Raw genomic sequence first — 26,490 nt, 5'->3', positions numbered from 1 at the left:
GGTCCCGTTGTTGCTTCTGGTGGGCTGCCTGACGATCTGGGCGCGCTCCGGTCTGATCGGTGAGCCGCCGTTGCCCAAGCCGATGGTGGGAACTTTTACCGCCCGGGTGCTTCAGCGCGAGGAGCGGCCCGCGCTCGGGCAGGACCGGCTTGTTCTTGCTCTGCGCGAGCCGGAAAGCGGGCGGCCTGTTCGCGTTCGGGTCAAGGCGCCCGAGGGAGAAAGCGTGGAGGGTGCAGTGCCCGGCGCGGTGATCCGCTTCAAGGCGCGACTCATGCCCCCCGCGCCGCCGATGTTGCCTGGAGCTTATAATTTCGCTCGCACCGCATGGTTTTCGGGCATAGCGGCGACCGGAACCATGCTTGGTCCAATAGCCGTGATCGAACCAGGTGCTGGTGCTGACTGGCTGACAGTGCTGCGAACGGGCCTGTCGCATTACATACGATCGCGACTTGGCGCTGGAGAGGCGGGAATAGCAGCGGCCTTCGCAACCGGAGACCGGGGAGGAATTGCGGAGACCGATGCACAGGCGATGCGCGACGCGGGCCTTGCGCATCTGCTTTCAATCAGCGGACTGCACGTCAGCGCAGTTATCGGGGCGATCTATCTGCTGACTCTGCGGATCCTCGCGCTTTTTCCCTGGCTGGCGCTGCGCCTGCGATTGCCGGTTGTCGCGGCTGGGGCGGGGGCACTGGCCGGTATGGGCTATACCTTGCTCACCGGCGCGGAGGTTCCGACCGTGCGTTCCTGCATAGCGGCGTTACTGGTGCTGGCGGCCCTGGTCCTGGGACGCGAGCCTTTGTCGCTGCGCATGCTTGCGACCGCCGCTTTCTGTGTGCTCCTGATCTCTCCAGAGGCCGTCGTGGGACCAAGCTTCCAGATGAGCTTCGGCGCCGTTCTGGCGATTATCTCGCTAAGCACCGCTGCGCCCGTCCGCCGCTTTCTCGCTCCTCGTGAGGAGGGGATCGTGGCGAGGGGCCTTCGCCATCTGGGCATGCTCCTGCTGACTGGCGTTGTGATCGATCTCGTTCTCATGCCGATTGGCTTTTATCATTTCCACCGCGCGGGAATGTATGGCGCGCTGGCCAACGTCGTGGCGATTCCGCTGACGACCTTTGCGGTCATGCCACTGGTCGCCGGCGCGCTCGTGCTCGACCTGCTGGGGGCCGGCTGGCCGGCGTGGTGGCTGGCTGCCCGGACCATCGATCTGCTGATCGGGCTTGCTCACTGGTTCGCCTCGCGGCCAGGAGCGGTGACGGTATTGCCGGCGATGGGGGCAGGCGCCTTCTTCCTGTTCATCTCAGGCGCATTGTGGTTGGCGCTGTGGCATGGTCCGGTGCGCCTCCTCGGTCTTGTTCCGGCCGCTTTAGGCGCGTTGCTGTTGGCGACTCTGACGCCGCCGGACGTGCTCGTCACCGGCGACGGGCGGCACGTCGGCATTGTCGACGAAGACGGCAACCGGCTTTTCGTTCTGCGCGAAGGCCGAAGCGACTACGTGCGTGAGAACCTGATGGAGCTGGCCGGTATGGCAGGGGAGCCGGTTTCCATCAGGCAATGGCCCGGCGCCCAATGTAACCGCGATTTCTGCTCCGTGCCGGTGCGGCGTGGACTTCGAACCTGGTTCCTGTTGGTGTCGCAAGGACGCGATGCCGTGCCCCAACGCGCTCTCGCCGCCGCCTGTGACAAAGCTGACATCGTCGTCGCCGATCGTTGGCTGCCTCACGCCTGCCGGCCCCGATGGCTCAAGGCCGATCGCGCGCGGCTGAGCCATAGCGGCGGACTGGCCATAAATCTTGCGACACGCCAAATCACCACCGTTGCCGAAGGAGAAGGCTTGCACGGCTGGTGGCGATCTGCCCGACCCACCGATCGCGGTCGATCACCGCGGCGGCTTCAGTGATACCGCCGCAGCAAACCCGCCAGCTTGCCCTGCACCTCTACTTCGTCTGACCTGTAGATCTGCGGTTCGTAAGCGGAATTGGCGGGATCGAGGCGGATCATTCCGTTCTCACGCCGCAGGTATTTCAGCGTCGCTTCCTCGCCGCGCACCAGGGCGACTACGATTTCACCATCGTGGGCCGTGTCCGTGCGCTTCACCAAGGCGAAGTCACCGTCGAGAATACCGGCCTCGATCATCGAATCGCCCGAAACTTCAAGCGCATAGTGCTCTCCCGAACCGAGCAGCGCCGCGGGAACCGGCAGAGTCGATTGCCCTTCCAACGCCTCTATCGGCACACCGGCCGCGATTCGTCCATGCAGCGGAATTTCGATGACATCGTTCGCCGGCTTGGGCGCGTAGCGCGGCGCGGCGAGCGAGGGAAGCGTTTCATTACTGTTGGCTGGGGCAGGACGAGCCGGTTTGCTGGTAGCGTCCTCAGGCTGACGCAGGACTTCCAGTGCGCGAGCGCGATTGGGCAGGCGGCGGATGAATCCGCGTTCCTCCAGCGCGGAAATCAGGCGATGAACGCCGGATTTCGATTTGAGATCAAGCGCTTCCTTCATCTCTTCAAAGCTGGGAGAAATACCGCTTTCCTCCAGCCGGATCTGGATGAACCGTAGCAATTCGTGCTGTTTGCGCGTCAACATGGTCGCTGCCTCTTGCCTGACATTCGCCGAAAGATGTTCTATCCGCGAACATTGAGGGAACAATTAAGCAACAAAATTCGGAACGTCAAGCAATACCGCCATTCTGGAGCAGGTATACCAGCACTTCCTCCCCCTCGGCCGCCGCAGGTGCAAATGCAGGCCGGTCGATCAAGACATTGCTGGCGGCTAAAGCGGCGAGCGCGCCGCTATCCTGTGTCGCTTGAGGAACGACCCTATGCCCGTCCCACGACGCGCGCAGAAATTCGCGTCGGCCGCCGTGCGCGCGCAAGGGAACACCAAGCCGCGCTGGAAATCGCAGCGGCAAAGGGTCTCGCGCGCCGAGCAGCTTGCGCAGCAAAGGAAGCAGGAAGTGATAGCCGGTGACGAAACTCGATACTGGGTTGCCAGGAAGGCCGACGATGAGTTGTCGACCCGTTCCGCAGGCGCGGCTTGCGACGAGGATCGGCTTGCCGGGCTTGATCCCCACTCGCCAGAAATCCAGCGTCGCCCCCCATGCCTCCAGCGCGGGACGAACGAGATCGTGATCGCCGACAGAAGCGCCTCCGCTGGTCACGATCACATCGGCCATGGGAACGGTTTCAAACGCGCCGATCAGAGCCTCGGTCGTGTCGATTACCGGGCCCACGCGCTCGGCCTCGACCGGGAGGGCGTGGGCCATGGTCATCAGCATGGCGCCATTACTGGCGGGGATCTGGTGTGGCTGACAGGTTTCCGGATCCCTCACGAGTTCGTCGCCGCTATCGATCACCGCGACGCGCGGGCGGCGGCTGACCGGCAAGTGCTTGTGGCCGGCAGCGATGGCCAGCGCCGCCTGGGCGGGACCGATGCGAATGCCGGCCGCCATGACCTCATCGCCCTGGCAAAAATCCAGGCCGCAGGCGCGGATGTGCTTGTGGAACGGTTCGGGCGCTTCGCCCGTCAGTGTCACTTGCTGGTTAGCGCACGCGACGTCTTCCTGCAGGATCACCGCCTTCGCCCCCGCCGGAAGAACGGCGCCGGTCGATATCCTCACCGCTTCGCCAGGGCCGACCGTTCCCGAAAAAGGATGTCCCGCCGCGCTTTCTCCCACCACGCGCCATGGGCCGGAAAGATTAGCATCTGTCACGGCATAACCGTCCATCGCGGAAAGGTCGGCGGATGGATGCGTGCGCCGGGCCTGGACCGCTTCGGCAAGATAGCGACCGATCGCGCCTTCGACGTCGACGTGTTCCATGGGAAGAGGTTCGACAAGCGCAAGCAACCGGGCCTGCGCTTCCTCCAGCGGCATGGGTGGGACATTGTTCATCATTCCGTGCCTTCCGCGCGCCAATGACCCGATTTGCCGCCGCGCTTCTCGATCAGCCGGATTCCGCCGATGATCATGCTCTTATCCAGCGCTTTAGTCATGTCGTAAATTGTCAAGAGTGCTATGGAAGCTGCTATAATTGCTTCCATTTCAACGCCAGTTTTGCCGGTAAGGGATACCATGGCCGTGACGTGGATCGCTGTGTCCTCGAACGTGAAATCGATATTCACGGCGTCGATCGTGAGGGGGTGGCACATCGGGATGAGATCGGCGGTCTTCTTCGCCGCCATGATCCCGGCGACCCGCGCGGTGCCCAGCACGTCTCCCTTGGGCGCATTCCCGGCGCGCACGGTGGCCAGGGCTTCGGTCGTCATGGTGATACGGCCGGACGCCACCGCCACGCGCGGCGTTTCCGCTTTGCCGCCGATGTCGACCATGCGGGCGCTTCCGTCCGAATCGATATGAGTGAGGGACTTGCTCATGCTAACCTTCGAAATTGCGAACAGGTTGACACAGTTGACACGGTCCCGAGCAAAAACTCCGGAGCCGTCCGGCGAACAGGAATTGCGCCTGGTTATCGGAAGACGGGCCAAAGGTCATCGCCGTGCGATGGCAGATTTTGCAAGTGTAGGACAGAGCAGGAACGCAGTTTTCAGGACCGCCCCCTCAGGTCGGGTACCTTTGCGGCCCTCGATATGATGAGCGACTAGCCTTCCAGCAGGGCCCGGGTCGCCGCTTCAACATCGGCTTGCCGCATCAGGCTTTCGCCCACCAGGAACGTGCGGACGCCGCAACCTGACAATCGTTGGAGGTCGGCATGCGTGTTGATCCCGCTCTCACTGACCAACAGCCCATCCCGGGGAACCAATGGCGCCAGCCGTTCCGTCACTGAAAGGTCAGTGATGAAGCGCTTCAGATCACGGTTGTTCACGCCGATCAGGCGCGACTTGAGGCGCAAGGCGCGCTCCATCTCGGCTTCGTCGTGGACTTCGACCAAACAATCCAAGCCGCGTTCGAGCGCGGCCGCCTCGATTTCCGCCATCACCACATCGTCCAGCGCGGCGACGATAATCAGGATCGCGTCGGCTCCGATCGCGCGGGCTTCCGCCACTTGCCAGGGATCGATCATGAAGTCCTTGCGGATCACCGGCAGTGACGCCGCCTGCCGCGCCGCCATCAGATAATCCTCGTGCCCCTGGAAATAGGGTGCGTCAGTCAGGATCGAAAGGCAGGCGGCGCCGCCTTTCTCGTAAGCGATGGCATGTTCTGCAGGATGAAAGTCAGGACGAATCAATCCTTTGGATGGGCTTGCCTTTTTGATTTCTGCAATCAGCGCAAAGCCGTCGGCTGCCTTGCGGCGCAGCGCTGCCTCAAAACCTCGAGGCGCGGTTTGGTGGCTGGCATGCGCATCGAGAGTGCCTACCGTTGCAACGCCCTTGCGCTCGTTCACTTCCCGGCGCTTGGTTTCGCAGATTTCGGTCAGCTTGTTGGACATTTCTGCGCCTTATTCTCAGCCTACGACCAAGTCGAGAGGCATCGTTATCTTCGGGTCGCTGCGATCCAGCAGTCCAACAGAGCCTTTGCAAGTCCCTTGTCGATGGCCTCCTGGGCTTCCTCCGCGCCTTGGGTCCAACTTTCCACTTCACCCGCCACGATCAACGCGCCGGCAGCATTAAACAGTACGGCATCACGATAAGGTCCGCGCTCCCCCATCAGCAGGCGGCGCAGGGCATCCGCGTTGAACGCCGCATCACCGCCCCGGATCGCCTCTATGGGGGAAACCGGCAACCCGGCATCCTGCGGCGACACCCGGCCCATGGAGACCTCCAGCTCCCGCACGTCGGCCGCTTCGTTGCCGTCGGCGAGACTGAGCTCATCGAGCCCTTCGTCACCTGACACGACTAGCGAATGCTCGGTTCCGAGCCGCGCGAGCGCCTCGGCGTAAATTGGAACATAAGCCGGGCGGGCGATGCCTATGAGCTGGCGTTTCACTTGAGCCGGATTAGCCAGCGGTCCCATGAGATTGAAGATCGTGCGCCGTCCAAGCGACTTTCGTAATGGCATCAAGCGCCCCATCGTGGGATGATGGCGCGCAGCGAAAAGGAAGCAGATGCCGATTTCGTTCAGCGTCTCCTCAGCCGTTTCCATCGCTCGGTCCAGATCGAGGCCCAGCGCTTCGAGTGTATCGGCTGCACCGGCCTTTGAACTCGCCGCACGATTGCCATGCTTGGCGACGGGCACGCCGCAAGCTGCGACGACCAGTGAAACCGCGGTGGAGACGTTGAGGGTGTGATACCCGTCACCGCCGGTGCCGCAAACGTCGATGGCATTGGCGGGCGCGGAGATCGGGATCATCCGCGCGCGCATGGCCCGCGCCGCGCCTGCGATCTCACTGGCGGTCTCCCCTCGGTCGGAAAGGGCGACGAGGAACGCGGCAATCGCCTTCTCGGGCACATGTGCATCGAGAATCATGCCGAACGCGGCTTCGGCTTCGGCCTCGCCGATCGGGTGAAGCGGGTCTGGAAGGGTCATGCGCCGAGGCGTTCCGGCAGTTTCGCGTCGATGCCGCACAGCTTGAGGAAATTCGCCAGCATGGCATGCCCATGCTCGGTGGCGATGCTTTCGGGATGGAACTGGACGCCGTGAATCGGCAGCGTCGCATGTCGGAAGCCCATCACATGCCCGTCGTCCGAACGGGCATTGACCTTCAGCGTTTCGGGAATGTCCTCGACAATCAGCGAATGATAACGCGTGGCGGTAAAGGGGGAGGGGATGCCTTCGAACACGCCGGTATTGTCATGCGTCACCGGCGAAGTCTTCCCGTGCATCAGCCCACCGCGCACCACCTTGCCGCCGAAATATTGCCCGATCGACTGGTGCCCCAGGCATACGCCGAGCAGCGGCTTGGCCGCCTTGGCGGCAGCTTCGACCAAGTCGAGGCTTATTCCCGCCTCATTGGGCGTACAGGGGCCCGGTGAAATCAGGAAACCCTGTGCGCCGCTTGAAATAGCCTGCCCGGCCGAAAGCGCATCATTGCGCACGACTTCAACGTCCGCCCCCAATTCCATAAGATAATGGACCAGGTTCCAGGTGAAGCTGTCGTAATTGTCGATGACGAGGATCATTTGCGCGCTTTCGCGCTTTTCTCAACAACGATCAAGGGGCCGAGCGGGGGGCCACCATCGACCCGGCCATGCAAGGGGTCCCATAGCGACGATACGCTGCCGTCGAGAAACAACGCATTGGGGCAATGCAGCGCGTCGCGGAAATAGCGGGCGAGCTTGCCGAAGGAGATCGGCTCGTCACTGATGACGAAATGCGCGCGGCCCTGCGCATCGACGCCGACGCCGTTGCGCAGCTTGAGCGATTGGCCATCGCTGTCGATCTTCGGATGCAACTTACCGGCGATCACCAGCATGGGGCCGGACTGAGTGCCGAAATCGGGACGATTGTTCACGCTTTCGGCAAAGTCATCACTAGTGCGCACGGCCCAGTGCCCATCGGCTTGGCCGTAGAACACACCGTTGGGCAGCATATGAAAATTGCCGATGCCTTCCTTCCGGTTAAGCGCGTGCAGGCGCTTACCGTCCTCGACGTAATAGCCGATCGGTCGCCCGGCATCGTCAAACATCCCGCCGTTCATCGCGAAGGCAACCGCATGGCTCTTTGCGGGGCGGTTTACCGCCAGCTGCGAGAGGCTGCGATAAGGGAGACCTCCTCTCGGCCCGAGCAGGATGTGAATGGTATGAAGGCCCGGCACCGCCGTGCAATGCGTAAGAGCGACGCCTTCGAACCTGACGCCTTCGCAAGGCGGTGGAGGCGGAGGCGCCAGCGGTTCCTGTTTTGCCTTGGACGAACAGGCAGACAGGATAAGAAGAAGCGCGGCGAGCGCCCGCCGCTTCACTGCCCGAAGCCCGGCTCTCCGGCCACGCGCAGGGCTTCACGTGCCGCTGCGAACAGGGCGCCGCTCTTGGCTTCGCATTCCCGCTGTTCGTAATCCGGGTTGCTGTCGGCGACGATGCCGGCCCCGGCCTGGACGTGGAGCACCCCGTCCTTAAGCACGCCGGTACGCAGAACGATGCATGAGTCCACCGAGCCGTCTGGCGCGAAGTACCCGACGCCGCCGGCATAAGCGCCGCGCGTTTCCGGTTCGAGTTCGGCGATGATCTCGCAGGCGCGGACTTTGGGCGCGCCGGAGACCGTGCCGGCAGGAAAGCCTGCAAAGACCGCGTCGATGGCGTCGTGTCTCGCCGCGTCCAGCTTGCCCACGACATTCGAGACGATATGCATCACGTGGCTGTAGCGCTCGATGGTGTAGCTGTCAGTCACCTCCACAGTGCCCGCAGCCGCTACGCGGCCGACGTCGTTACGGCCGAGGTCCAGCAGCATGAGATGCTCCGCCCGTTCCTTCGGGTCGATAAGCAGACCGGCTTCGTTGGCTTTGTCCTCAGCCGGCGTCTTGCCGCGCGGGCGAGTGCCCGCGATCGGACGGATCGTCACTTCACCATCGCGCACGCGCACCAGAATTTCCGGACTGGAGCCCACGAGAGCGAAGCCGGGCATATCGAGGAAATAGAGGAAAGGGGATGGGTTCACTCGCCGTAGCGCGCGATAGAGCGCCAGCGGCGGGAGGCTGAATTCACAAGTGAAACGCTGAGCCAGAACAACCTGGAAAACATCTCCGGCTTCGATGTAATCCTTCGCCTTCAGGACCATTGCCTTGTAGTCATCGGCCGCCATTACCGACTTCGGCGTGGGCTCCGGCAAATCGGGTCGTGCCTGCGAGAGGGGCGCCGGCGCGGCGAGGCGACGCAACGCTTCGTCCATGCGTTCGGCTGCCGTTTCGATCGCGCTTTCGGGCTTACCCGCATCCGGCCAGAGCGGCGCGACACAGAACATTTCGTCCCCAAGCCGGTCGAAGACGAGGATCAGCGAAGGGCGTACGAACAGCATGTCGGGCAGGTCGAGATCGCTCTGCGGCGCGCGCGCAAGCTTTTCGACAAGGCCGATGGTTTCATAGCCGAAATAGCCGACCAGGCACGCAAGGGCCTTCGGCAATTCGGCTGGAACGTCGATACGGCATGCCGCAACGAGGGCGCGCAGTTCGGAAAGACTGTCGCTGGGCAAGGGCGCGAATGCTTCGCGGTCGGCCTGCCACTGGCGGTTGATTTCTGCGCTGGCGCCACGCGCGCGGAATACGAGATCCGGGGCGAGGCCGATCAGACTGTAACGCCCGCGCGTTTCACCGCCTTCGACGGATTCGAGCAGGAAGTCTCCTCGTTCCGCTTCGAACAACTTGAGGGCGGCGCCAACCGGCGTCTCCGTGTCGACTACCAGCTTACGCCAGAGCAACGCCGGCTTGCCTTGGGATAATTGCTCAAGCGCCGCCGATCGATTTGCTTCCCGCTGCATGTCCGCGCCGCCGCCGATCAGTTGGTGCTACCGATACCGGCAAGCTGGTTGCGCACTGCCCGGATCGCTCGTTCATGCTTGGTCACGCCCACTTCGTTGCGAGCAGCTTTGACCAGGGCTTCGCCGTAAGCTTGCCCAAGTTGCTGGCCTAGTTCGCGTTGAGCGCCCTTCACCAGCTCTTCGGACTGCACTGTGCCCGGTTGAATGTCCTTTAGAAGTACCACGAACCAGCCGCGTTCGCCGGCCGCAGATTGCACTTTCACTGTGCCCTTGGCCATGTGGAACATCAGCGAGACCGGCGGCGGAACCTCCTTTCCGGAGCGTAGCGCGGCGCTCAGGGCCGGACGCGACAGGGACACCTGCTGGACCGGTGGCAGCGGCTTGCCCGCGCCGGCCATTGCCTGCTCCAGCGACTTGCCCTTGCGAATCTCCACCTGCATCCTGATCGCGGCTGCCTTGGCGGCCTGCGAGCCGGCGTCGATCTTCCAGGCCAGCTTCACGTCGTCCTTGATTTCCGTCAGCGGAGCAGGAGCCGAGGACGCGATTTCGGTTACGTCATAAATCACGAAAGTCTTGCCTCGCTCCACTTCAGCGACCTGCGGCTCTTCCTGGTCCATCGAGAACGCCGTCACCAGCACCGGTTTCACTGAAGCCGGTGCCATTTCCCCCGGTTTACCGTAGACTTGGCCGTTCGCGGTCAGCGGCTCGGTCTTCTTGACCTCGGCGCCGAGATTCTTGGCCACGTCCGCCAGACCGGCGCCATTGCTGAACTGATCCTCGATATTGGCGAGCATGTCACTGAAGGCTTTGCGTCGTTTTTCGTCCGTCAATTGCTGCGCGATCTCATCGCGAACCGCGGTCAGAGGACGGGCGGGCTTCTTCTGTTCTTCATCGACGCGAATGACGTGCCATCCCAGCGCGCTTTTTTGCGGGGCGGCCAGCTTGCCCACTGGCGTGGTGAATACCGCATCGGCGATTTCGGACGAAATCTGCCCCGCAAGCTCGTCCTTGCTGAAGAAACCGAGCTGAGCGGTTGAAAGTCCCTTTTCCTTAGCTGCCACGTCCAGTGACTTCCCGCCGCTGACTTCTGCGATGATCGCCTTGGCTGCCGCTTCTGTCGGTACGATCAGTTGCGTGATCTGGCGCTTGTCCTGCGCGGCGTAAATCGCTTTGCCCGCCTGATAGCGTGCCGTGATTTCGGCATCCGTGGGCGGGGGCGGCGCTTTCAATGCTTCTGCGCCGAAGGTGGCATACCGCACCACGCGCCGTTCGGGACGCACGAAATCGTTGATGTGGCTCTTGTAGAAGGCCAACAGCTGTGCGTCGGAGGGAGCCGCCGTGGGAGCGAACAGCGGCGAGGGCAGGGCCACCACCGAACCTGAACGAACTTCGTTCAGCAGCGAGGCATAGCGCGTCGCGGCATAAGCCGGCATCACTGCACCGGATGTGGCCGGCACCATGAGCTGCTGCGCCGTGAGGTTATCCGCGATCTCCTCGCGTAGGGCCTTTTCGGAAATGCCTTGTTGCGCCAACGCCTGGCGGAACGTGTTCTGGTCGAACTTGCCGTCCACGCCCTGAAAACCGGGGATTTGAGCGATTTCGCTGTCAATCAGGCGATCGCTGATCGCGATCTGGTGATCTTTGCCGAAAACGGAAAGCGCGCTGCGATCAATCAGGTCATTCAGGATCTGATCGATACCGCCTTGCGCAACCAGCAGCTTCATCGTTGCGGTGGGCTGTTGCTGTTTAAAGCGTTCCAATGCCCGATTGGCGCCCTGAGAGAGTTGAACCGCGTCAATAGCTTTCCCGCCGACCGTTGCGACCGCGTTGCCGCTGCCCAATACCGACGAATTGCGTAAACCGGCAATATCGCCGCTGGCAAAGGCAAGCGCAATGAGAATGAGCGCCACCAACGCTATGGCCGCACCGATCTTTGACTTCAGGATGGAACGAAAGATTGAGAGCATGAACCGTGCCGATCAACGATTGCCTGCGCGAAATTTCGAACTTCGCAATAAACGGCCGCAGGCTTTAGGGGGCCTTTTGCCATCCTGCAATGCCGACGCGCATGGGGCCGGGCGATTGTCGGGGATCAGTGAGCGTCATGGCGATATGCCAACTGAGGCCATGCGCCATTCGCCGCATGTGTAACCGACGAATTTTGACAAGGCGGGCCGGGCGGCATAGCAGCGCGGCGACAGCGATGACCCCGATTCCCGCTTCGTAGCGATCGCCGGGACGCGCACCAGATTTATCAAGGGTTTGAAATGGCCGGATTGCCTTACATCGTCGGAAACTGGAAAATGAACGGGACGCGCGCGATGCTCGCGGAGGCGCGTGCCATGGACCGGGCGGCAGCGCGTTTTCCCAAGGTGCAAGTTGCGGTCGCGCCGCCCGCCACCTTGATTTACCGCGTGCGCGACGCGGTGGACGTGATCGGCGTGGGTGGGCAGGATTGCCATGCCGGGGAAAGCGGGGCCTTCACGGGTGACGTGTCGGCGCCCATGCTCAAGGATGCCGGCGCCGACTTTACGATTGTCGGTCATTCAGAGCGTCGCTCACTTCATGGCGAGCGCGATGCAGACGTGAAAGCCAAGGCCGAAGCGGCATTGGCAGCCGGGCTCGCCGTGATTCTTTGCGTCGGAGAGACGGAGGCGGAACGGGACGCCGGGCGCGCCGAGGCCGTCGTCAACGCACAGCTCGAAGGGTCTTGCCCCCGCGAAGACGGCGCGCCGGAAAAGCTTTCAGTTGCTTACGAGCCGGTCTGGGCGATCGGCACGGGCCGCATCCCCTCAGTTGAAGACGTGGCGGCCATGCACAGGTCGATCCGCGACAAACTGGTCTCTATCTATGGGGAAGGCGGCGCGGAAGTGCGCATTCTCTACGGCGGTTCCGTCAAGGCTGATAACGCGGCCGAACTGCTCGCGGTGCCTGAAGTGGGCGGCGCCCTGGTGGGTGGCGCCAGCTTGACCGCCGAAAGCTTCCTCGCAATCGTGGGGGCCGCCGCTTCCTTGCATGAGGATTGAGCAAAGGCGATGCACCCCGCTCCATAGCGACAGGTGGGTTGCGCGGGATCGAGGTTGCGCCTATCTGGCGCGGCGAATGACGCGGGCAGGGCGCTCGCGGGAAGGCTGAGACGAAGATGTTCCTTTTCCTCACCGTGGTCCAAGCACTGGTTGCAGCCGCGCTTGTCGGCGTGATCCTTGTGCAGAAGTCGGAAGGCGGCGGCCTTGGCGTCGGCGGCAGCCCGTCAGGGCTGATGTCCGCGCGGGGTGCGGCCAACTTTCTGACGCGCGCGACAGCGGTGCTGGCAGTTCTCTTCGTAGTTCTCAGTATTATTCTAGCGGCTCTGGCGGTCAACGAAACCAGTGGCCGCAAGCTTGATACTTCGCTTCAGCGCAATACTGCTCCGGTAGCGCCTGCGCAGCCTGCAGATCCGCTTGCGGGCTCTGCCAATCCGGGCGCGGCGCCGGCGACGAGCGCTGCTCCCGCGTCACCGGCGAACGATCCGCTTTCGGGGGCTGCCAAGCAGTAACCGCCTTTTCGTTTTATCGTAACCGGATTGCCGTCTGGCTGGGCCAGATGGCAATCCTTGTGTTTGACCTGTGGATTCAGGCTCTGGGCGCTTGCCCTAGGGCCCCCATACAATTTAAGGCCCGACTCCCATGGCGCGGCATATCTTCATTACCGGCGGCGTGGTTTCCTCGCTCGGCAAGGGTCTCATGGCGGCAAGCCTGGCGGCGCTGCTGCAGGCACGCGGGTTCAAGGTGCGAATCCGCAAGTTCGATCCCTATCTGAACGTCGATCCGGGCACGATGAGCCCTTATCAGCATGGCGAGGTCTTCGTCACCGACGATGGGGCCGAGACTGACCTCGATTTGGGTCATTACGAACGGTTCACCGGTGTGTCCGCCCGCCAGGCTGACAACATCACCTCCGGCCGCATCTATCGCGATATCATCGCCAAGGAACGGCGCGGCGATTACCTGGGGGCGACCGTGCAGGTGATCCCGCACGTGACGGATGCGATCAAGGATTTCGCCATGGCGGAAACCGAGGATCTCGATTTCGTGCTGTGCGAGATCGGAGGCACTGTCGGCGATATCGAAGGTCTGCCCTTCATTGAGGCTCTGCGCCAGCTTCGCAACGAATTGGGGCGCGAGAACACGTGCTTCGTGCATGTGACGCTAGTGCCTTACATTGCCGCCGCCGGTGAGCTGAAAACCAAGCCGACGCAGCATTCCGTGCGGGAATTGACCGGGCTGGGCATACAGCCCGATATTCTTTTGTGCCGCTGCGAACGTCCGCTGCCTGACAGTGAGCGAGCCAAGATCGCGCTGTTCTGCAACGTGCGCCGCGAAGCCGTGATTCCAGCGCTTGATGCGCCGAACATTTATGCGGTTCCTCTGCAGTATCACCGGGAAGGGCTGGATGCGGAAGTCCTGCACCATTTCGGAATGAGTTCTTCCGAACCGGACCTTAGCCGCTGGGACGATATTGCTGACCGTTACCAGAATCCGGAAGGCGAGGTGACAATCGGCGTTGTCGGCAAGTACGTAGGGCTGCAGGACGCTTACAAATCGCTCAACGAGGCGCTGGTTCATGGTGGCATGGCCAACCGCGTCAAGGTCAACATCAAATGGATCGACGCGGAAGTCTTCGAGAAGGCGGATTCAGAGATCGCTGCTGCGCTGGAGCCGATGCATGGGGTCCTTGTACCCGGCGGCTTCGGAGAGCGGGGTACGGAGGGCAAGATTGCTGCAGTGCGCTTTGCGCGTGAACGCGGCGTGCCTTTCTTCGGCATCTGCCTCGGCATGCAGATGGCCTGTATCGAGGGCGCCCGCTCCGCCGGTATTGCCAAGGCCAGTTCCACCGAGTTCGGCCCGACTGAGGAGCCGGTTGTCGGTATCATCACGGAGTGGATGAGCAAGGACGGCTTGCAGAAGCGCGCCGAAGGCGGCGATCTGGGCGGCACCATGCGCTTGGGGGCTTATCCTGCCGCGCTGTCGCCCAACAGCCACGTCGCGGCGATTTATGGTGCAAGCAAGATCAGCGAGCGGCATCGCCATCGATATGAAGTCAACGCTTCCTACCGCGAGGCGCTGGAAGGCGACGGGCTGATCTTCTCGGGCATGTCACCGGATGGCTTGCTGCCCGAAATCGTAGAGCGGCCGGATCATCCCTGGTTCGTCGGGGTCCAGTTCCATCCCGAGTTGAAATCGCGGCCGTTTGATCCCCACCCGCTCTTTGCAGGCTTCATCGCGGCGGCGCTCAGGCAGGCACGTCTGGTTTGAGAAACGACGAAGGGCCGGCCCTCCCGAGCCGGTCCTTCGCTATACGCAAGGGCCATCACGCCCCGCGTTTTGTGCCTGATCTCAGGCGGCGGCGGTGTCCTCGTTCCTGTCGCTTTCCACCACGGCAAAACGATTTCCACCAACGGCGATCTTCTTCGGCTTCATCGCCTCAGGCACTTCGCGCACAAGGTCGATCACCAAGAGACCATCCGCAAGATCGGCGTTTTCCACGCGCACATAATCGGCCAGTTCGAAGCGACGTTCGAATCCGCGCTGAGCGATGCCTACATGCAGATATTCGCCCTGCGCCGTTTCTTCGGGCTTGTTGCCCTTGACGATCAGCAGGTTCGCCTGCGCCGTGATGTCGATGTCGCCCGGCTTGAACCCGGCCACGGCGAGGGTGATGCGGTAGGCATCTTCGCTGCGGCGTTCGATATTGAAAGGCGGGTACTTGTCGCCAGGATTGGCGCGGGCCTGGTTCTCGATCATGTCGAACAGACGATCAAAACCGACCATAGTGCGGCGATAAGGGGAAAAATCGATCCGGTTCATGACAAAAATCCTCCAATGAGCAATCTTCGTTTGGGTGAAGGCCCGGAAATCCGGCACCTCTTAGCTGAGCCATTCCCATGGCGGGCCATGACTCGCCACCCTAGATATGATAGCGGCCTGCGGTTTCAAGGGTCGCGTAAAGTCCAAGAAGGAGTTGCCGAATGAGTCAGCCCAAGGTCGAGATCTACACCAAATGGGGTTGCCCCTATTGCGTCGCCGCCAAGGCATTGCTTGATCGCAAGGGCATTGCCTATGAGGAGTACGATGTCACCATGGGCGGTCCCAAGCGGACCGAAATGGAAGCCCGCATCCCCGGTGCGCGCACGGTGCCGCAAGTGCTGGTGGAAGGGAAACCTTTCGGGGGGTTTGACGACATCAATGCGCTGGACCGGCAGGGCAAGCTCGACGCCGCGCTGGGCCTGTAACCATGAATACCCAAGCCGTGCCGCGTGCCGCGCTGCTGCAGATGACGACAGGCATTGATCCCGCCGCCAACGCGGCGACGATCGTGGCTGCAGTCGCCGAAGCGAGCCAGGGCGGCGCGGCCATGCTGTTCACTCCGGAAATGTCGGGGCTGTTGGACCGACGGCGCGACCGCGCGAAAGAGGCGATCCGCGCAGAGGCTGACGATATCGTTCTGGCGGCGGTGCGCGAGAGTGCGGCGCGGCACGGTATTTGGGTCCATGTCGGGTCGCTGGCGATTTTGCGCGAAGACGGCAAATGGGCCAATCGCGCCTTCGTGATTGACGACGCCGGCGCCATCCGTGCGCGCTATGACAAGATACATATGTTCGATGTCGATCTCACCACCGGGGAATCTTGGCGTGAATCGAGCGCTTATGCCGCCGGCGATACGGTAGTGACGGTGGACAACACGCCGCTCGGGCGGCTTGGGTTGGCGATCTGTTACGACATCCGTTTTCCCGCACTGTTTGAAGCGCTGGGCCGGGCGACGTGCGATGTCATCGCCATCCCCGCGGCCTTTACCGTTCCGACCGGCCAGGCGCACTGGCATTTGCTGCAGCGTGCCCGTGCCGTGGAAGCTAGCGCATATGTCCTCAGCGCCGCGCAAGTCGGTCGACATGAGGATGGGCGCGAAACCTACGGGCATTCCTTGGCGATCGATCCATGGGGCGAAGTCCTGCTCGATATGGGCGGACAGGCGCGCGGACTGGGTTATGCCGCGATCGACCTTTGCCGAATAGCGGAAGTCCGCGCACAACTCCCGAGCCTTGCCAACCGGCGCGCGATTGCCACATAGGCGTGGTATGATTGTATACGATCTGGAATGCCGCAACGGATCCCATCGTTTCGAGGGTTGGTTCAAATCCTCGGACGATTTTGCCGAGCAGCAGGAGAGCGGACTGATTTCCTGTCCCTATTGCGGTTCTATAGAAGTCGCCAAGGCCGTGCAGGCACCTCGTCTGACGCGAAAGGGCAATCAGTTGCCTGCGGCCGTGGCGTCGCACCGCGACGTGCAAGTGCCTGCGCCGCGTTCCGAAACGTCCACGCCGCTTGCCAACATTCCATTGCCTCCGCAAGCCGTGGAACTGATACACAAGCTCGCGCGGGTTCAGGCGGAAACCCTCAAGACCTCCCGTTACGTCGGCGATTCTTTTGCTGAAGACGCCCGCGCCATGCATTACGGCGAGCGAGAGACAGAGACGATCCACGGCCAAGCCACACCCCAGCAAGCGCAGGAATTGCTTGAGGAGGGCATTGCCGTGGTGCCGCTGCCGTTTGCGGTCCTTCCGCCCGAACAGGCAAACTGAGTTCCGGCCAATTGCCAAGGCGCCACACGCAAGCTAGGACGCCACCGCACGCGCCCGTAGCTCAGCAGGATAGAGCACCAGATTCCTAATCTGGGGGCCACAGGTTCGAATCCTGTCGGGCGCACCATTTCCATGCAAAGGCCGGATTGGCGCAGACCGATTCCCGGAAGGCCACTGTCCGCCTGGTCAGGCGATGAATGGGCTCGGTGTCTGCTGGGGGGAAGCGTGCCCTTTTCGAAGTATATCGAACGCATTCACGGCCTTTTGTGCCGGCAGCTTCGGTATCCTGATGGTGGGCGCCGGCTTTGTAAGCCCCATGAGCATGTATGATTGCTGTGGCCAGCAGTCCATCGCGCGGTGGCAGAAATTGACTAATACACGGCCTTGCTGCCAAACCCCGCGCGTGTCACCATTCTACAATAAACAGGCGTTGGCCGGATATCGGCCAGCGCGGTGAGGATTCTGACAACGAAGGTGTGCTATGGATGTCTGCTCGCGCGATGAAATGGCGACGCCCCATGTTTCGGGGCGCCCGATCGAGATCAACGAGCCGCTGTATCGCTTTGGCCGATTGCCGCGAACCGTGCTGGTATTGGCCTTCGATAATATCACCCTTTCCGATGTGGCCGGGCCCACCGACGTTTTCGATCTGGTCAGGCAGGTGGTTTCGGAAACCGAGTTGGAAATCGGCGCCAATCCCTATCGGGTGATTGTCGGCTCGGTACATGGCGGTTTCGTCCGTTCTGCTTCCGGTCTGCTGCTCGCAACCGCGCCGTTGACCGATATAGACTGCACCAGGGTCGACACCCTGATCGTGCCCGGCGGCGGACCGCCCGGAAACCCGCCGGTGCCCGCCGAAGTTGTGGCCTGGCTGGCCACTGAGGGCCGCAAGGTGCGCCGGATCTGTTCGGTATGTACGGGCGCGTTCCTGATCGCCGAGGCGGGCCTGGCGGACGGGCGGCGCGTCACGACGCATTGGATGGCCGCCTCCACATTTGCCGAAAGATATCCTGACATCATTGTCGATTCAGATCCGATTTTCATAAAGGACGGGGCCATCTGGAGTTCGGCGGGCTTCACCGCGGGCCTCGATCTGTCCCTGGCGTTGATAGAGGAGGATCTGGGCCACGATATTGCCATGCGGCTCGCCCGCGCTCTGGTGATGTTTCTGAAGCGTCCGGGCGGACAATCGCAGTTTTCCGCACCGCTCGCCTCCCAGTCTGTAGGCGATTCGACCTTTGACAAGCTGCACGCGTGGATCATGGAGCATCTGGCGGATGACTTGCATGTCGTGACGCTTGCTGAACGGGCGGGCATGACACCCCGCACTTTCGCGCGACGCTATGTGGCAAAGGTTGGACGAACGCCGGCCAAGACGATTGAGATATTCAGGCTGGAGGCCGCCTGCCGCCAGATCGTTCAAACCGACATGCCGCTGAAGAAAATCGCGTGTGAGAACGGCTTCGGCAACGAGCAGAACATGCGAAGGACCTTCTGGCGTCATTTCGGCGTCTATCCGCAGCATTACCGTGACCACTTCCGATCCCAGAAGCTCGATCCCGCATTGATAGCCGCCGAATAGGGTGAACTGCCCGCATTCGAGGTTCGCCTTCAATTGCCCGCCAATTGTGGCCGATTTTGATGCCTGTCTGTCCTTGCAAGCTTGCCGTTTATCCTGTTCACTTCCTTCAATGGCAATGGAACAGCGTCATAAAAATATAACTACGGTAAACTTCGAAGCCATATAGCAATGGCTTTTGAAATACGTTGAACAAATGGGGGATCTGGCACTAAAGAGGTTGTCAGAAATCAAATTTCTCCGTTGAGATCACTTATCGCGCGGCACTGAATAGGCGCTTGCCCTGCACGGCCTGTCGTTAGATCTCAGTTTCGTTTGCAACCCTCCGTTTGCCATTACGGCGTCGGATGCGTTTGCTCGCCCGGCGATCGGTGAATCACCGATGTCATTCTGATCGGAAACCGAAAGGAACGAAATGTCTCTCGCCTTCATCGAGCTTTACAATCCGAAACCCAGCTGGTCGGCGCTCAGCAGGTCCGCACAGGAAGAATTTATGAAGGCGGTTACCGGCCATGTTGAGGGTGCTGTCGCGGCTGGCGTGGAGATATTGGCGTTTGGAACGAATGAAGCGTCAACGTCGCGTCGATCACCGTATGAATATTTCTGCGTTTATCGCCTTCCTCATGCTGATCTCGCTCGAGAATTTGAGAATCTGATCCAGGCATCGGGCTGGTACGACTATTTCGAACAGACAAATCTTTGCGGGAAGTCCGTTGGCGTGGCGGAACATTTTCATTCTCATATTTCCAGATAGAATTTTATAGAAATTTATAATAATCAGGGAGTTAATTGGTGACATATCGCAAAAAGGGGAAGCGTCCCGCCAGGATGACAGCGCTGAGCCTCAGCGGGGTTATCGCTGCGATCATTTCTCTGCCGGCTTACGCGCAAGAACCGGCAACTGCCGGCAGTTCCGTCGACACAAGCCAGGCGCAGCCGACGGATATCGTCGTCACGGCCACGCGATCCAGCGAGCGCATCAGCCGGGTTCCCCTGAGCGTGACCGCGTTCGATCAGGCGAAGCTAGACCAGCAGGGCGTGCGCAATGTAGATGATGTCGCGCGGCTGACACCGGGCGTCGTGTTCACGAGAACGGGCTTTGCTGGCAACAACCAGATTGCCATCCGCGGCATTTCCTCCACGGTCGGTGCGTCCACCACCGGCGTCTACATTGACGATACGCCGATCCAGGTCAGATCGCTCGGCTTCGCGTCAGCGACAGCTTATCCCGAGGTATTCGATCTTGAGCGGGTAGAAATCCTCCGCGGCCCCCAAGGCACGCTGTTCGGTGCGGGTTCGGAAGGTGGCACCGTCCGTTTCATCAGCCCCCAGCCCGGCTACAAGGAATACAGCGGTTATGCCCGCGCCGAACTTTCATTCACGGAGAAGGGCAGCCCCAACTGGGAACTCGGCGCGGCCGTGGGCGGCCCGATCGTGGAAGACAAAATCGGCTTCCGGGCCAGCATCTGGCATCGCCGCGATGGCGGTTATATCGATCAGGTTTCGCAGTTCGACGGGAGCGTGCTGAAAAAAGACGCCAATTCACGCGACGCTCTGGTGGCGCGCTTTGCGTTGGGCATGAAACCGGCCGACTGGCTAACGATCACGCCGAGCGTCTATTATCAGCGTTCCACAGCTCATGCTTCCCCCGAATACATGGATCGTGTCTCCGATCCCAACAGAGGTATTTTTCGCAATGCCGAACCGATACTCAGCCGGTTTCCCGACAAGTTCGTTTTGCCGAGCCTGAATATCGAAGCTGAGTTCGGTCCATTTACGCTGACTTCCGTAACGTCGAAGTTCATCCGCAAGGGAAGCCCGCTTCAGGATTATACGCTGACTTTTCCAGGCTTGCTGCTCGGCTTCGATATCTATCGGGATGGCCTTTTCAATCCGCTTGTTCCCGACTACAAGCTGGCTTCGCAATTCCGTGCAAAGCAGAACAATTTCACGCAGGAAGTGCGGCTGCAATTCTCCCAACCCGATTCCAGAATAACCGGCATCGTCGGAATTTTCGTGCAGCGCGCCAAGCAGACCACGCGGCAAACCTTCATTGATCCGATGCTGCCGACTCTCATTTCCAGCTATTTCGGCGGAGCGACGGTGGAGCAGATCTTCGGTGTACCGATGATCGACGCGTCGACCTCCTATCTGGCGAACGATGTCTCTCGGGATCATCAGGAGGCGGTGTTCGGAGAGCTGACTTATCGCCTTACTGATCGGCTGAAAGTGACGGCAGGTGCGCGATATGCCAGGACGTCGCTGGATTATTCGACCTTCCAGGCGGGCCCGTGGGCGCAGACTGCCAGTCTGGCCACGTCCGGGCGGCAAAAGGAAAAGCCATTCACGCCCAAATTCGGCCTGACTTACGAGCTTGATGGCAGCAACATGATCTACGCCACCGCGTCCAAGGGGTTCCGGGTCGGCGGGGTCAACAAGCCGATTCCGCTCATCAGCGACGCCTGCCGCGGCGATCTTCAGGCGTTCGGCCTGAGTCCGGAAATCGGGCCCTACAATTCGGATTCCGTCTGGAGCTACGAAGTGGGCACCAAGAGCAGCAATCTCCTGCAAGGGCGGCTGCAGCTTTATACCAGCGCTTATTACATCAAATGGTCGAAGATTCAGCAATCCATCCCGCTCTCGAATTGCGGTTTCGACTTCGTCGGCAATCTCGGATCGGCGGTGAGCAAGGGCGTCGACGTCCAGTTCCAGGCGAAACTCACTAACGATCTGCAGCTTGGCGGTTCGGTTGCCTATAACACCGCTTATTACACTGATACGGTGTATGGCGCGCCGACGGGGTCCGGTGGCGCGCGCGGTATCATCGTAAAGGACGGGGATGCGCTTCCAACCTCCCCCTGGATGGTGACGCTGAATGCGGATTACGACCATGAGTTCGCCGCTGACAAGCACGGTTACGCACGTCTGACTTACACCTATCGCTCTCGCAATGATCGGCTCCTGCCGCAGCAGGATCCGGAAACGCTGTCCTACAGCCCCGACACCTTCCGCGGGCAGGCCACACATCTGGTGAACTTGCGTGCGGGTGTTCGGATATCCGACCTGGACGTTTCGGTATTCGCCAACAATTTGTTCAATTCGCATCCCCGATTGACGCGGGACAACCTGGCAACGGGCGGATTGATTTTCTTTAGCACAACCTTCGTCCCTCGGACGATCGGATTGACGGCGACTTACAAATACTGAACCAAACGCACGAACAGCAAAGTTGGAGACCGCATGCCCGCCGTACTTCCCCCATTGAAAACTCTTTGGAACGCTGTCGTGATCGTTTCGGTCAGTGTTCTAGGGCTCATGCTGGCGCCTCAAGCGGCGCATGCCGCGATGCCGGCCGGATTGCCGGAATGCTCGAAACTGGCATTACAAGCCCTCGCGCCGGCGGAACTGAAGATTCAGGACATCCCGAACTTGGCGCCGTCTCCCGATATACCGCGCACGCAGGATGGCGTGGTCCATGTAGCGGCCGGGTCGGCGAGTAAAGATGCGCCCGAATATTGCTTCATCACCGGTTCGATCATGACAAACGCCAAGACCGGCAAAACGGCGAATTTCGCCGCGATCCTGCCGGCTGCCGCCAAGTGGAACAAGAAGTTCCTGTTCCAGGGTTGCGGTTATAACTGCGGCTTTGTCGTCCCGGAATCGTTCGGGGAGGTGAAGAGAGGATATGCGGTCTGGGCAACTGATGATGGCCACCTCACCAGCAGCACGCCCACCGAACGCATTTCGCCGGCGGTGGACGCCAGTTGGGCGACCGTGGCTCCCGGTAAACCAAATGAAGACGCGGTGGAGGATTTCTATCAGCGTGCGGTCCGGGAAACAGCGCGTGTCGGCAAGGAGTTCACTCAAAAATTCTATCGATCGAACCAGATCACCCGCGCCTATATGATCGGATGTTCCGATGGTGGCCGCGAAAGCATGGTCGCCCTGACCAATTATCCTCAGATGTTCGACGGGATTGTCGCCGGCGCCCCCTTCTTCGACATGAGCGAGGAAATGTTCGTTACTTACGTATCGACGTTGGCGCAGCTCCGGGCGCCGGGCGCGGCCATCTCCTCATCGCTTTTCGATGTGCTGGATCGGGCCGTTCGCGCGCATTGCGACAAGGCCGACGGGGTCGCCGACGGGGTGATACAGGCTCCCGAAAAATGCGACTTCGATCCTTACGCTCATTTGCTCCGTTGCAAGCCTGGCGCCGTCTCCCAGGACTGCTTCACGGGGGACCAGATCGACACCGTCAGCGTGATGTTCTCAGCCATCGTCAATCCCAGGGGCGATGTGGTGTACCCCGGTTATTCTTTCACCGATGCGCAGCGCAATGTGCAAATGTGGGTCGGCTTTCACGGCGCCCCCACTGATCCAGGTGGATCCGATCCCTGGGCCAAGAACCCGGCGGATCAGCCGCTCGGCTGGTACTGGGCAAAAGGCAGCATCCGCTACCTGGTCTATCAGGATGCCCCCGGCTTCGACATCATGAAATCACCGGGCGTGACCTTCCGGCGGACCCAAGATGGCCGCTTGCAAGCGGTGATCCCGCAAGAGACGGCCGATCTGGCGGCGCGGATGACCAAGCGCGGCAGCGGCGCAACGCCCAGCACAGCGGCCGGATACCTGAAGGAGGGCCGTAAGCTCATCATGTATCACGGCTACAGCGATGGCCTCATCACTCCGTTCAGAACCGTCCAATACTATCGCGAATTAGCAAGCCAGAACGGCGGCTATGCAAAGCTGCAGAACAGCGCTCTGCTGTTCATGGTGCCCGGCATGGACCATTGTTATCTGGGCACTGGCCCCAACTCATTCGGCCAATTGCGCGACATGCGCAGCACGCATCCTTTCGATGCCGAGCATGATCTGTTGGCTGCGCTCGAACGTTGGGTGGAACAAGGCGTGAAGCCCACGCACTTTATAGCCACGAAGTACAAGGACGATGAGGAAAGCCAGCCGGTTCTTCGGACCATGCCGCTTTGCCCTTATCCGGCCGTGGCGAAATACAGCGGGAAAGGGGACGTCAACGACGCCCGGAACTGGAGCTGCCCGACCGGTGACAAGCGGCTGCTGGAGATGTCCGGCGCGGGCGAACGCGTCGGCGCCGGAGCGAAGCTGCAGAATCCCTGATTGCCATCAAGCCTGTTTGGAGATGCCCGTCAGCATATCCGGTTCGGCACTGGTCCTCGCTCCATCGCGGGCTCCCGCATATCTCCCGACGGGAGTCTGCAAGGAGAGAGGGCCGGTGTCGCGATATAGACCCTAAGACGAAGGCGCGAAAATGCAGGGCATCGATCCAGACAAAGTCAGGCGGGTTCAGGTCAGGGAAGAGCAGGTCTTCCGCCAGAAGAACACGAAGTCTCTCGAACTGCATACGCGCACCATGCAGGCGATGCCCAACGGTGTGCCGAATTACTGGATCAGCTACTTCCCCTATCCGCATCCGATCTTCTTCAAGGAAGGGAAGGGCGCTCACATCATTGACGTGGACGGTAATGACCGTCTGGATTTCTGCCTTGGTGGCTCGGCATGCCTGTTCGGCTATGGCGAGCCGCACGTCGTCGAGGCTGTCGCCGGCCAGATGGCCCGCGGATCCTCCCCCCTGCTTGCGACGGAGGACGCCTATTATGTCGGCATGGGGCTAAGGCGCGTCTTCGGCCTGCCCTATTGGCAGGTCTATGTCTCCGCCACCGAGGCGAACCGCAACGCCATTCGGTTGAGCCGCATGCTGACTAGGCGGGAGAAAATACTCGTCTACAGCGGCGGCTATCTCGGGGCGGTCGAGGATTCGTTCGCGGTGCTGGACCATGGGCGGGTCGAACTGGAACCCGGCGTCAGCCCGAATGCGCGGGACATCAGCCGCATGAGCAGGGCGGTCGAGTTCAATGATATCGAGGGGATCAGGCGTGCCCTTGCCGATGAACAGGTCGCGTGCGTGATCGGTGAGCCGGCGATAACCAATTCAGGCATCGTTCTGCCGCAACCGGACTTCCACCAAGCCTTGCGGGAGATCACCCGCAAGACCGGCACCCTGCTGGTGCTTGACGAGACCCAATGCATCGGCGCCGGATATGGCGGCTATACGAGAAGCGCCAATCTGGAGCCTGATATGATTACGATGGGTAAGCCAATGGCGGGAGGGATACCGGTCGGCCTCGTCGGCATGTCCGCACCGGTGGCTGAGCAGGTGGCGAAGAACATCTTCTCCAACCCCGCAGTGGACCCGGGCATGGGTTCCACCCTGGCCGGCAGCGCTCTTCAATTGAGGGCGATTCGGGCGATACTCGAACACTCGATGACCGAGCGGAACTACGAATTGATGCTGCTACGGGCCGATGCGCTGCAGGCGGGAATGGAACGGGCAATCAAGGCCCGCGGCCTGCCCTGGACCATTGCACGGTTGGGCTGCCGCATGGAGGTGGTCGAAGGACCGGCGGCGGCCAAGAGCGCATCCGAATCCGCTAACCACGGCGGAAGCAGCCCAACCGCCGCATGTCTGAATATCTACATGTTGAATCGGGGCATCTATCTTACGGTCTTCGGCAACACCGTCATCGCCAGCCCCCAGGTGTCGCAGGCCGACACCGATCTGCACGAGCGGGTATTCAATGAATTTCTCAACGAGGTAACCTGACGTTTCGCGGTAAAAGGCTCCCACTCATTGGGTCTGCAGACGGTTGGAATATGCTCTGCTTTCGCAGCTTGCCCTAAGCAAGAGCCAGCGCCTCCTTCTCACCTCGAACGGTCCTCGAAGCCCGGTTCGCGCTCCCGTGGAAGTGATGGCGGGCGCTGATCCGCCCTGAGTGGACATCGATCAGTTGCCAGCCGGTCACGTCTTGTTCGTGGAATGAGCCATTGCTCGCCATTTCGATGGTAAGCTTCGGCAAAAGGCTGCCGCCGGCCGCATAATGGCTTTGCGGGTAAGGCCAGGGCCACGCCGTGGCTGCCATCGAATTGAAAGTGATGTTGCCGATCCGGTTATGCAGGATTTGGTGAACATGGCCGTAAAGCACTGAGACGCGATCGAACGGTGCAAGAAGCGCCTGCACGTCTTCCGCATCGTCAGTCCAGAAGTTCCATTCCTTGTGTATCTTTTGCAGCGGTGAATGCGAAAACACGACAATCGGCGTCATCCGAGAGACTTTGGCCAGATCCTGCGCCAGCCAGCGGCGTTGCCGCTCGCCGACCATGAAGGGTGAACTGTGAGCGCCCTCGATCGCGGCCATGGCGGCCATGCGCTCGTCCGGCGCGGACCAGCGATTCAAGGTCCAGTCGTCGTGCGTCAGCACGCTGTTCAGCACCACGAAATGGACACCCTTGTGATCGAAGCTGTAATAAGGCGGGCCGAACAAGGTCGACCAATGGGCTCCCAAGTCTAGATAGTAATCGTGCTCGCCCATGACGCAGCGGAAACCGGGGCTGAGCCGCGAAAGCAGATCGGCGCCATGATCCAGTTCCACCCCCTTGCCGTACTGGGCCAGATCGCCCCCGAACATCACGAAATCCGGCTTGGGCGCCATCCGATTGATCTCATCGATCGCGTGCAGAATGCCTGCATCGCGCCTGCCTACGAAACGGGAACCCTCAACATGTTCGATGTGAGCATCCGAGACGTAAGCGAAGGTAAAACTCTCCGCCGTTTTCGCAGCGGCCATTTCGACCAGCGTGCAAGGCACGACTGCCGTGGACACGGCAAACGCGGTATGCTTGAGGAAATGGCGACGATCGATGCCTGTCATCCAAAAACTCCGGAAAATAGGTTTTGTCCCCGGCGCGGGATAAGAGCGGCTATTTTTATCGTTTGAAATAAGATAATAAAATTCCAAGAAACATTTATATATTAACCGTTAAATGAAAGAATTTCTTTTGAATAATCCCGTGCCATATTTCAATCGACATTTGAGATATGACCGCTTTTGATGCCACTATGTCTTTATGGGATGGCCCGCCCCTTTTTTCCGGCATCGGATATGATGCCGGTGCTTG

Annotated in this window: 23 protein-coding genes and 1 tRNA gene; 13 read left to right on the top strand and 11 right to left on the bottom strand. The window is 60.9% G+C overall.

Annotated elements, in window-relative coordinates; translation table 11 throughout:
• On the top strand, positions 1 to 1,897 hold a 1,897-nt coding region (locus V7D69_RS11020), incomplete at its 5' end, for a ComEC/Rec2 family competence protein (protein ID WP_333605804.1).
• Here the strand turns inward: V7D69_RS11020 and lexA are convergent.
• The 9 genes from lexA to V7D69_RS10975 form a co-directional block, all read right to left on the bottom strand.
• Positions 1,891 to 2,583: a transcriptional repressor LexA gene (gene lexA / locus V7D69_RS11015; RefSeq protein ID WP_324061210.1), complete on the bottom strand. Its 693-nt coding sequence runs from the start codon at positions 2,581 to 2,583 to the stop codon at positions 1,891 to 1,893. The two genes, V7D69_RS11020 and lexA, sit on opposite strands and share 7 nt — an antisense overlap.
• A gap of 85 nt (positions 2,584 to 2,668) precedes the next feature.
• Positions 2,669 to 3,889 carry a molybdopterin molybdotransferase MoeA gene (locus V7D69_RS11010; protein WP_333605806.1) on the bottom strand — a complete coding sequence of 407 codons (1,221 nt, stop codon included), beginning with the start codon at positions 3,887 to 3,889 and terminating at the stop codon, positions 2,669 to 2,671.
• Positions 3,889 to 4,371 (bottom strand): cyclic pyranopterin monophosphate synthase MoaC, encoded by a 483-nt coding sequence (gene moaC, locus V7D69_RS11005; RefSeq protein ID WP_324064632.1) that lies wholly within the window; start codon positions 4,369 to 4,371, stop codon positions 3,889 to 3,891. The genes V7D69_RS11010 and moaC overlap by 1 nt, the downstream gene beginning before the upstream one ends.
• A gap of 224 nt (positions 4,372 to 4,595) precedes the next feature.
• A complete protein-coding gene (trpC, locus tag V7D69_RS11000; protein WP_333605803.1) occupies positions 4,596 to 5,384 on the bottom strand; it encodes an indole-3-glycerol phosphate synthase TrpC in 789 nt (262 codons plus the stop codon).
• A gap of 44 nt (positions 5,385 to 5,428) precedes the next feature.
• Positions 5,429 to 6,421, bottom strand: a complete 993-nt coding sequence (gene trpD, locus V7D69_RS10995; RefSeq protein ID WP_324064630.1) for an anthranilate phosphoribosyltransferase — start codon at positions 6,419 to 6,421, stop codon at positions 5,429 to 5,431.
• A complete protein-coding gene (locus V7D69_RS10990; RefSeq protein WP_324064629.1) occupies positions 6,418 to 7,014 on the bottom strand; it encodes an anthranilate synthase component II in 597 nt (198 codons plus the stop codon). Before V7D69_RS10990 ends, trpD begins: the two co-directional genes overlap by 4 nt.
• Positions 7,011 to 7,793: a phosphodiester glycosidase family protein gene (locus tag V7D69_RS10985; RefSeq protein WP_333605802.1), complete on the bottom strand. Its 783-nt coding sequence runs from the start codon at positions 7,791 to 7,793 to the stop codon at positions 7,011 to 7,013. The genes V7D69_RS10990 and V7D69_RS10985 overlap by 4 nt, the downstream gene beginning before the upstream one ends.
• Positions 7,790 to 9,301 carry an anthranilate synthase component I gene (gene trpE / locus V7D69_RS10980; RefSeq protein WP_333605801.1) on the bottom strand — a complete coding sequence of 504 codons (1,512 nt, stop codon included), beginning with the start codon at positions 9,299 to 9,301 and terminating at the stop codon, positions 7,790 to 7,792. The genes V7D69_RS10985 and trpE overlap by 4 nt, the downstream gene beginning before the upstream one ends.
• A gap of 17 nt (positions 9,302 to 9,318) precedes the next feature.
• On the bottom strand, positions 9,319 to 11,268 hold the full coding sequence (locus tag V7D69_RS10975) for a peptidylprolyl isomerase (protein WP_333605800.1): 1,950 nt from the start codon (positions 11,266 to 11,268) through the stop codon (positions 9,319 to 9,321).
• Positions 11,269 to 11,568: 300 nt separating this feature from the next.
• Between V7D69_RS10975 and tpiA the strand changes: the two genes are divergently transcribed.
• From tpiA to V7D69_RS10960, 3 genes are all read left to right on the top strand, one after another.
• A complete protein-coding gene (tpiA, locus tag V7D69_RS10970; RefSeq protein ID WP_324063803.1) occupies positions 11,569 to 12,327 on the top strand; it encodes a triose-phosphate isomerase in 759 nt (252 codons plus the stop codon).
• A 116-nt stretch (positions 12,328 to 12,443) separates the two neighbouring features.
• Positions 12,444 to 12,836, top strand: a complete 393-nt coding sequence (gene secG / locus V7D69_RS10965) for a preprotein translocase subunit SecG (protein ID WP_324063802.1) — start codon at positions 12,444 to 12,446, stop codon at positions 12,834 to 12,836.
• 130 nt (positions 12,837 to 12,966) lie between these two features.
• Positions 12,967 to 14,595, top strand: a complete 1,629-nt coding sequence (locus tag V7D69_RS10960; RefSeq protein ID WP_324063801.1) for a CTP synthase — start codon at positions 12,967 to 12,969, stop codon at positions 14,593 to 14,595.
• 81 nt (positions 14,596 to 14,676) lie between these two features.
• Here the strand turns inward: V7D69_RS10960 and V7D69_RS10955 are convergent, their stop codons facing one another.
• Complete coding sequence (locus V7D69_RS10955) at positions 14,677 to 15,147, bottom strand: Hsp20 family protein (protein ID WP_324063800.1); 471 nt, start codon at positions 15,145 to 15,147, stop codon at positions 14,677 to 14,679.
• 161 nt (positions 15,148 to 15,308) lie between these two features.
• On the opposite strand from V7D69_RS10955, the gene grxC reads away from it, so the two are divergent.
• From grxC to V7D69_RS10910, 9 genes are all read left to right on the top strand, one after another.
• Positions 15,309 to 15,572: a glutaredoxin 3 gene (grxC, locus tag V7D69_RS10950; protein ID WP_324063799.1), complete on the top strand. Its 264-nt coding sequence runs from the start codon at positions 15,309 to 15,311 to the stop codon at positions 15,570 to 15,572.
• Positions 15,573 to 15,589: 17 nt separating this feature from the next.
• A complete protein-coding gene (locus tag V7D69_RS10945; RefSeq protein WP_333605805.1) occupies positions 15,590 to 16,408 on the top strand; it encodes a carbon-nitrogen hydrolase family protein in 819 nt (272 codons plus the stop codon).
• A 7-nt stretch (positions 16,409 to 16,415) separates the two neighbouring features.
• Positions 16,416 to 16,919, top strand: coding sequence for a DUF1178 family protein (locus V7D69_RS10940; protein ID WP_333605799.1), 504 nt, complete (start codon positions 16,416 to 16,418; stop codon positions 16,917 to 16,919).
• 50 nt (positions 16,920 to 16,969) lie between these two features.
• Positions 16,970 to 17,046, top strand: a tRNA-Arg gene (locus V7D69_RS10935).
• Positions 17,047 to 17,400: 354 nt separating this feature from the next.
• On the top strand, positions 17,401 to 18,501 hold the full coding sequence (locus V7D69_RS10930; protein WP_333605798.1) for a GlxA family transcriptional regulator: 1,101 nt from the start codon (positions 17,401 to 17,403) through the stop codon (positions 18,499 to 18,501).
• Positions 18,502 to 18,913: 412 nt separating this feature from the next.
• Positions 18,914 to 19,252 carry a DUF6616 family protein gene (locus tag V7D69_RS10925; RefSeq protein ID WP_324063971.1) on the top strand — a complete coding sequence of 113 codons (339 nt, stop codon included), beginning with the start codon at positions 18,914 to 18,916 and terminating at the stop codon, positions 19,250 to 19,252.
• A gap of 38 nt (positions 19,253 to 19,290) precedes the next feature.
• Positions 19,291 to 21,705 carry a TonB-dependent receptor gene (locus V7D69_RS10920; protein WP_333605797.1) on the top strand — a complete coding sequence of 805 codons (2,415 nt, stop codon included), beginning with the start codon at positions 19,291 to 19,293 and terminating at the stop codon, positions 21,703 to 21,705.
• Between the two features lie 33 nt (positions 21,706 to 21,738).
• Positions 21,739 to 23,634 (top strand): tannase/feruloyl esterase family alpha/beta hydrolase, encoded by a 1,896-nt coding sequence (locus V7D69_RS10915; protein ID WP_333605796.1) that lies wholly within the window; start codon positions 21,739 to 21,741, stop codon positions 23,632 to 23,634.
• Positions 23,635 to 23,785: 151 nt separating this feature from the next.
• Positions 23,786 to 25,138 (top strand): transaminase, encoded by a 1,353-nt coding sequence (locus tag V7D69_RS10910; RefSeq protein WP_324061193.1) that lies wholly within the window; start codon positions 23,786 to 23,788, stop codon positions 25,136 to 25,138.
• Between the two features lie 73 nt (positions 25,139 to 25,211).
• On the opposite strand, the gene V7D69_RS10905 is transcribed toward V7D69_RS10910, so the two are convergent.
• Entirely contained in the window at positions 25,212 to 26,243 is a 1,032-nt protein-coding gene (locus V7D69_RS10905) for a metallophosphoesterase family protein (RefSeq protein ID WP_324061192.1), read from the bottom strand.
• Between the last annotated feature and the right edge of the window lie 247 nt (positions 26,244 to 26,490).

The sequence above is a fragment of the Novosphingobium sp. genome (assembly GCF_036733805.1).
Taxonomy (GTDB): Bacteria; Pseudomonadota; Alphaproteobacteria; order Sphingomonadales; family Sphingomonadaceae; genus Novosphingobium.
This window is presented reverse-complemented; position numbering and strand designations above follow the sequence as displayed.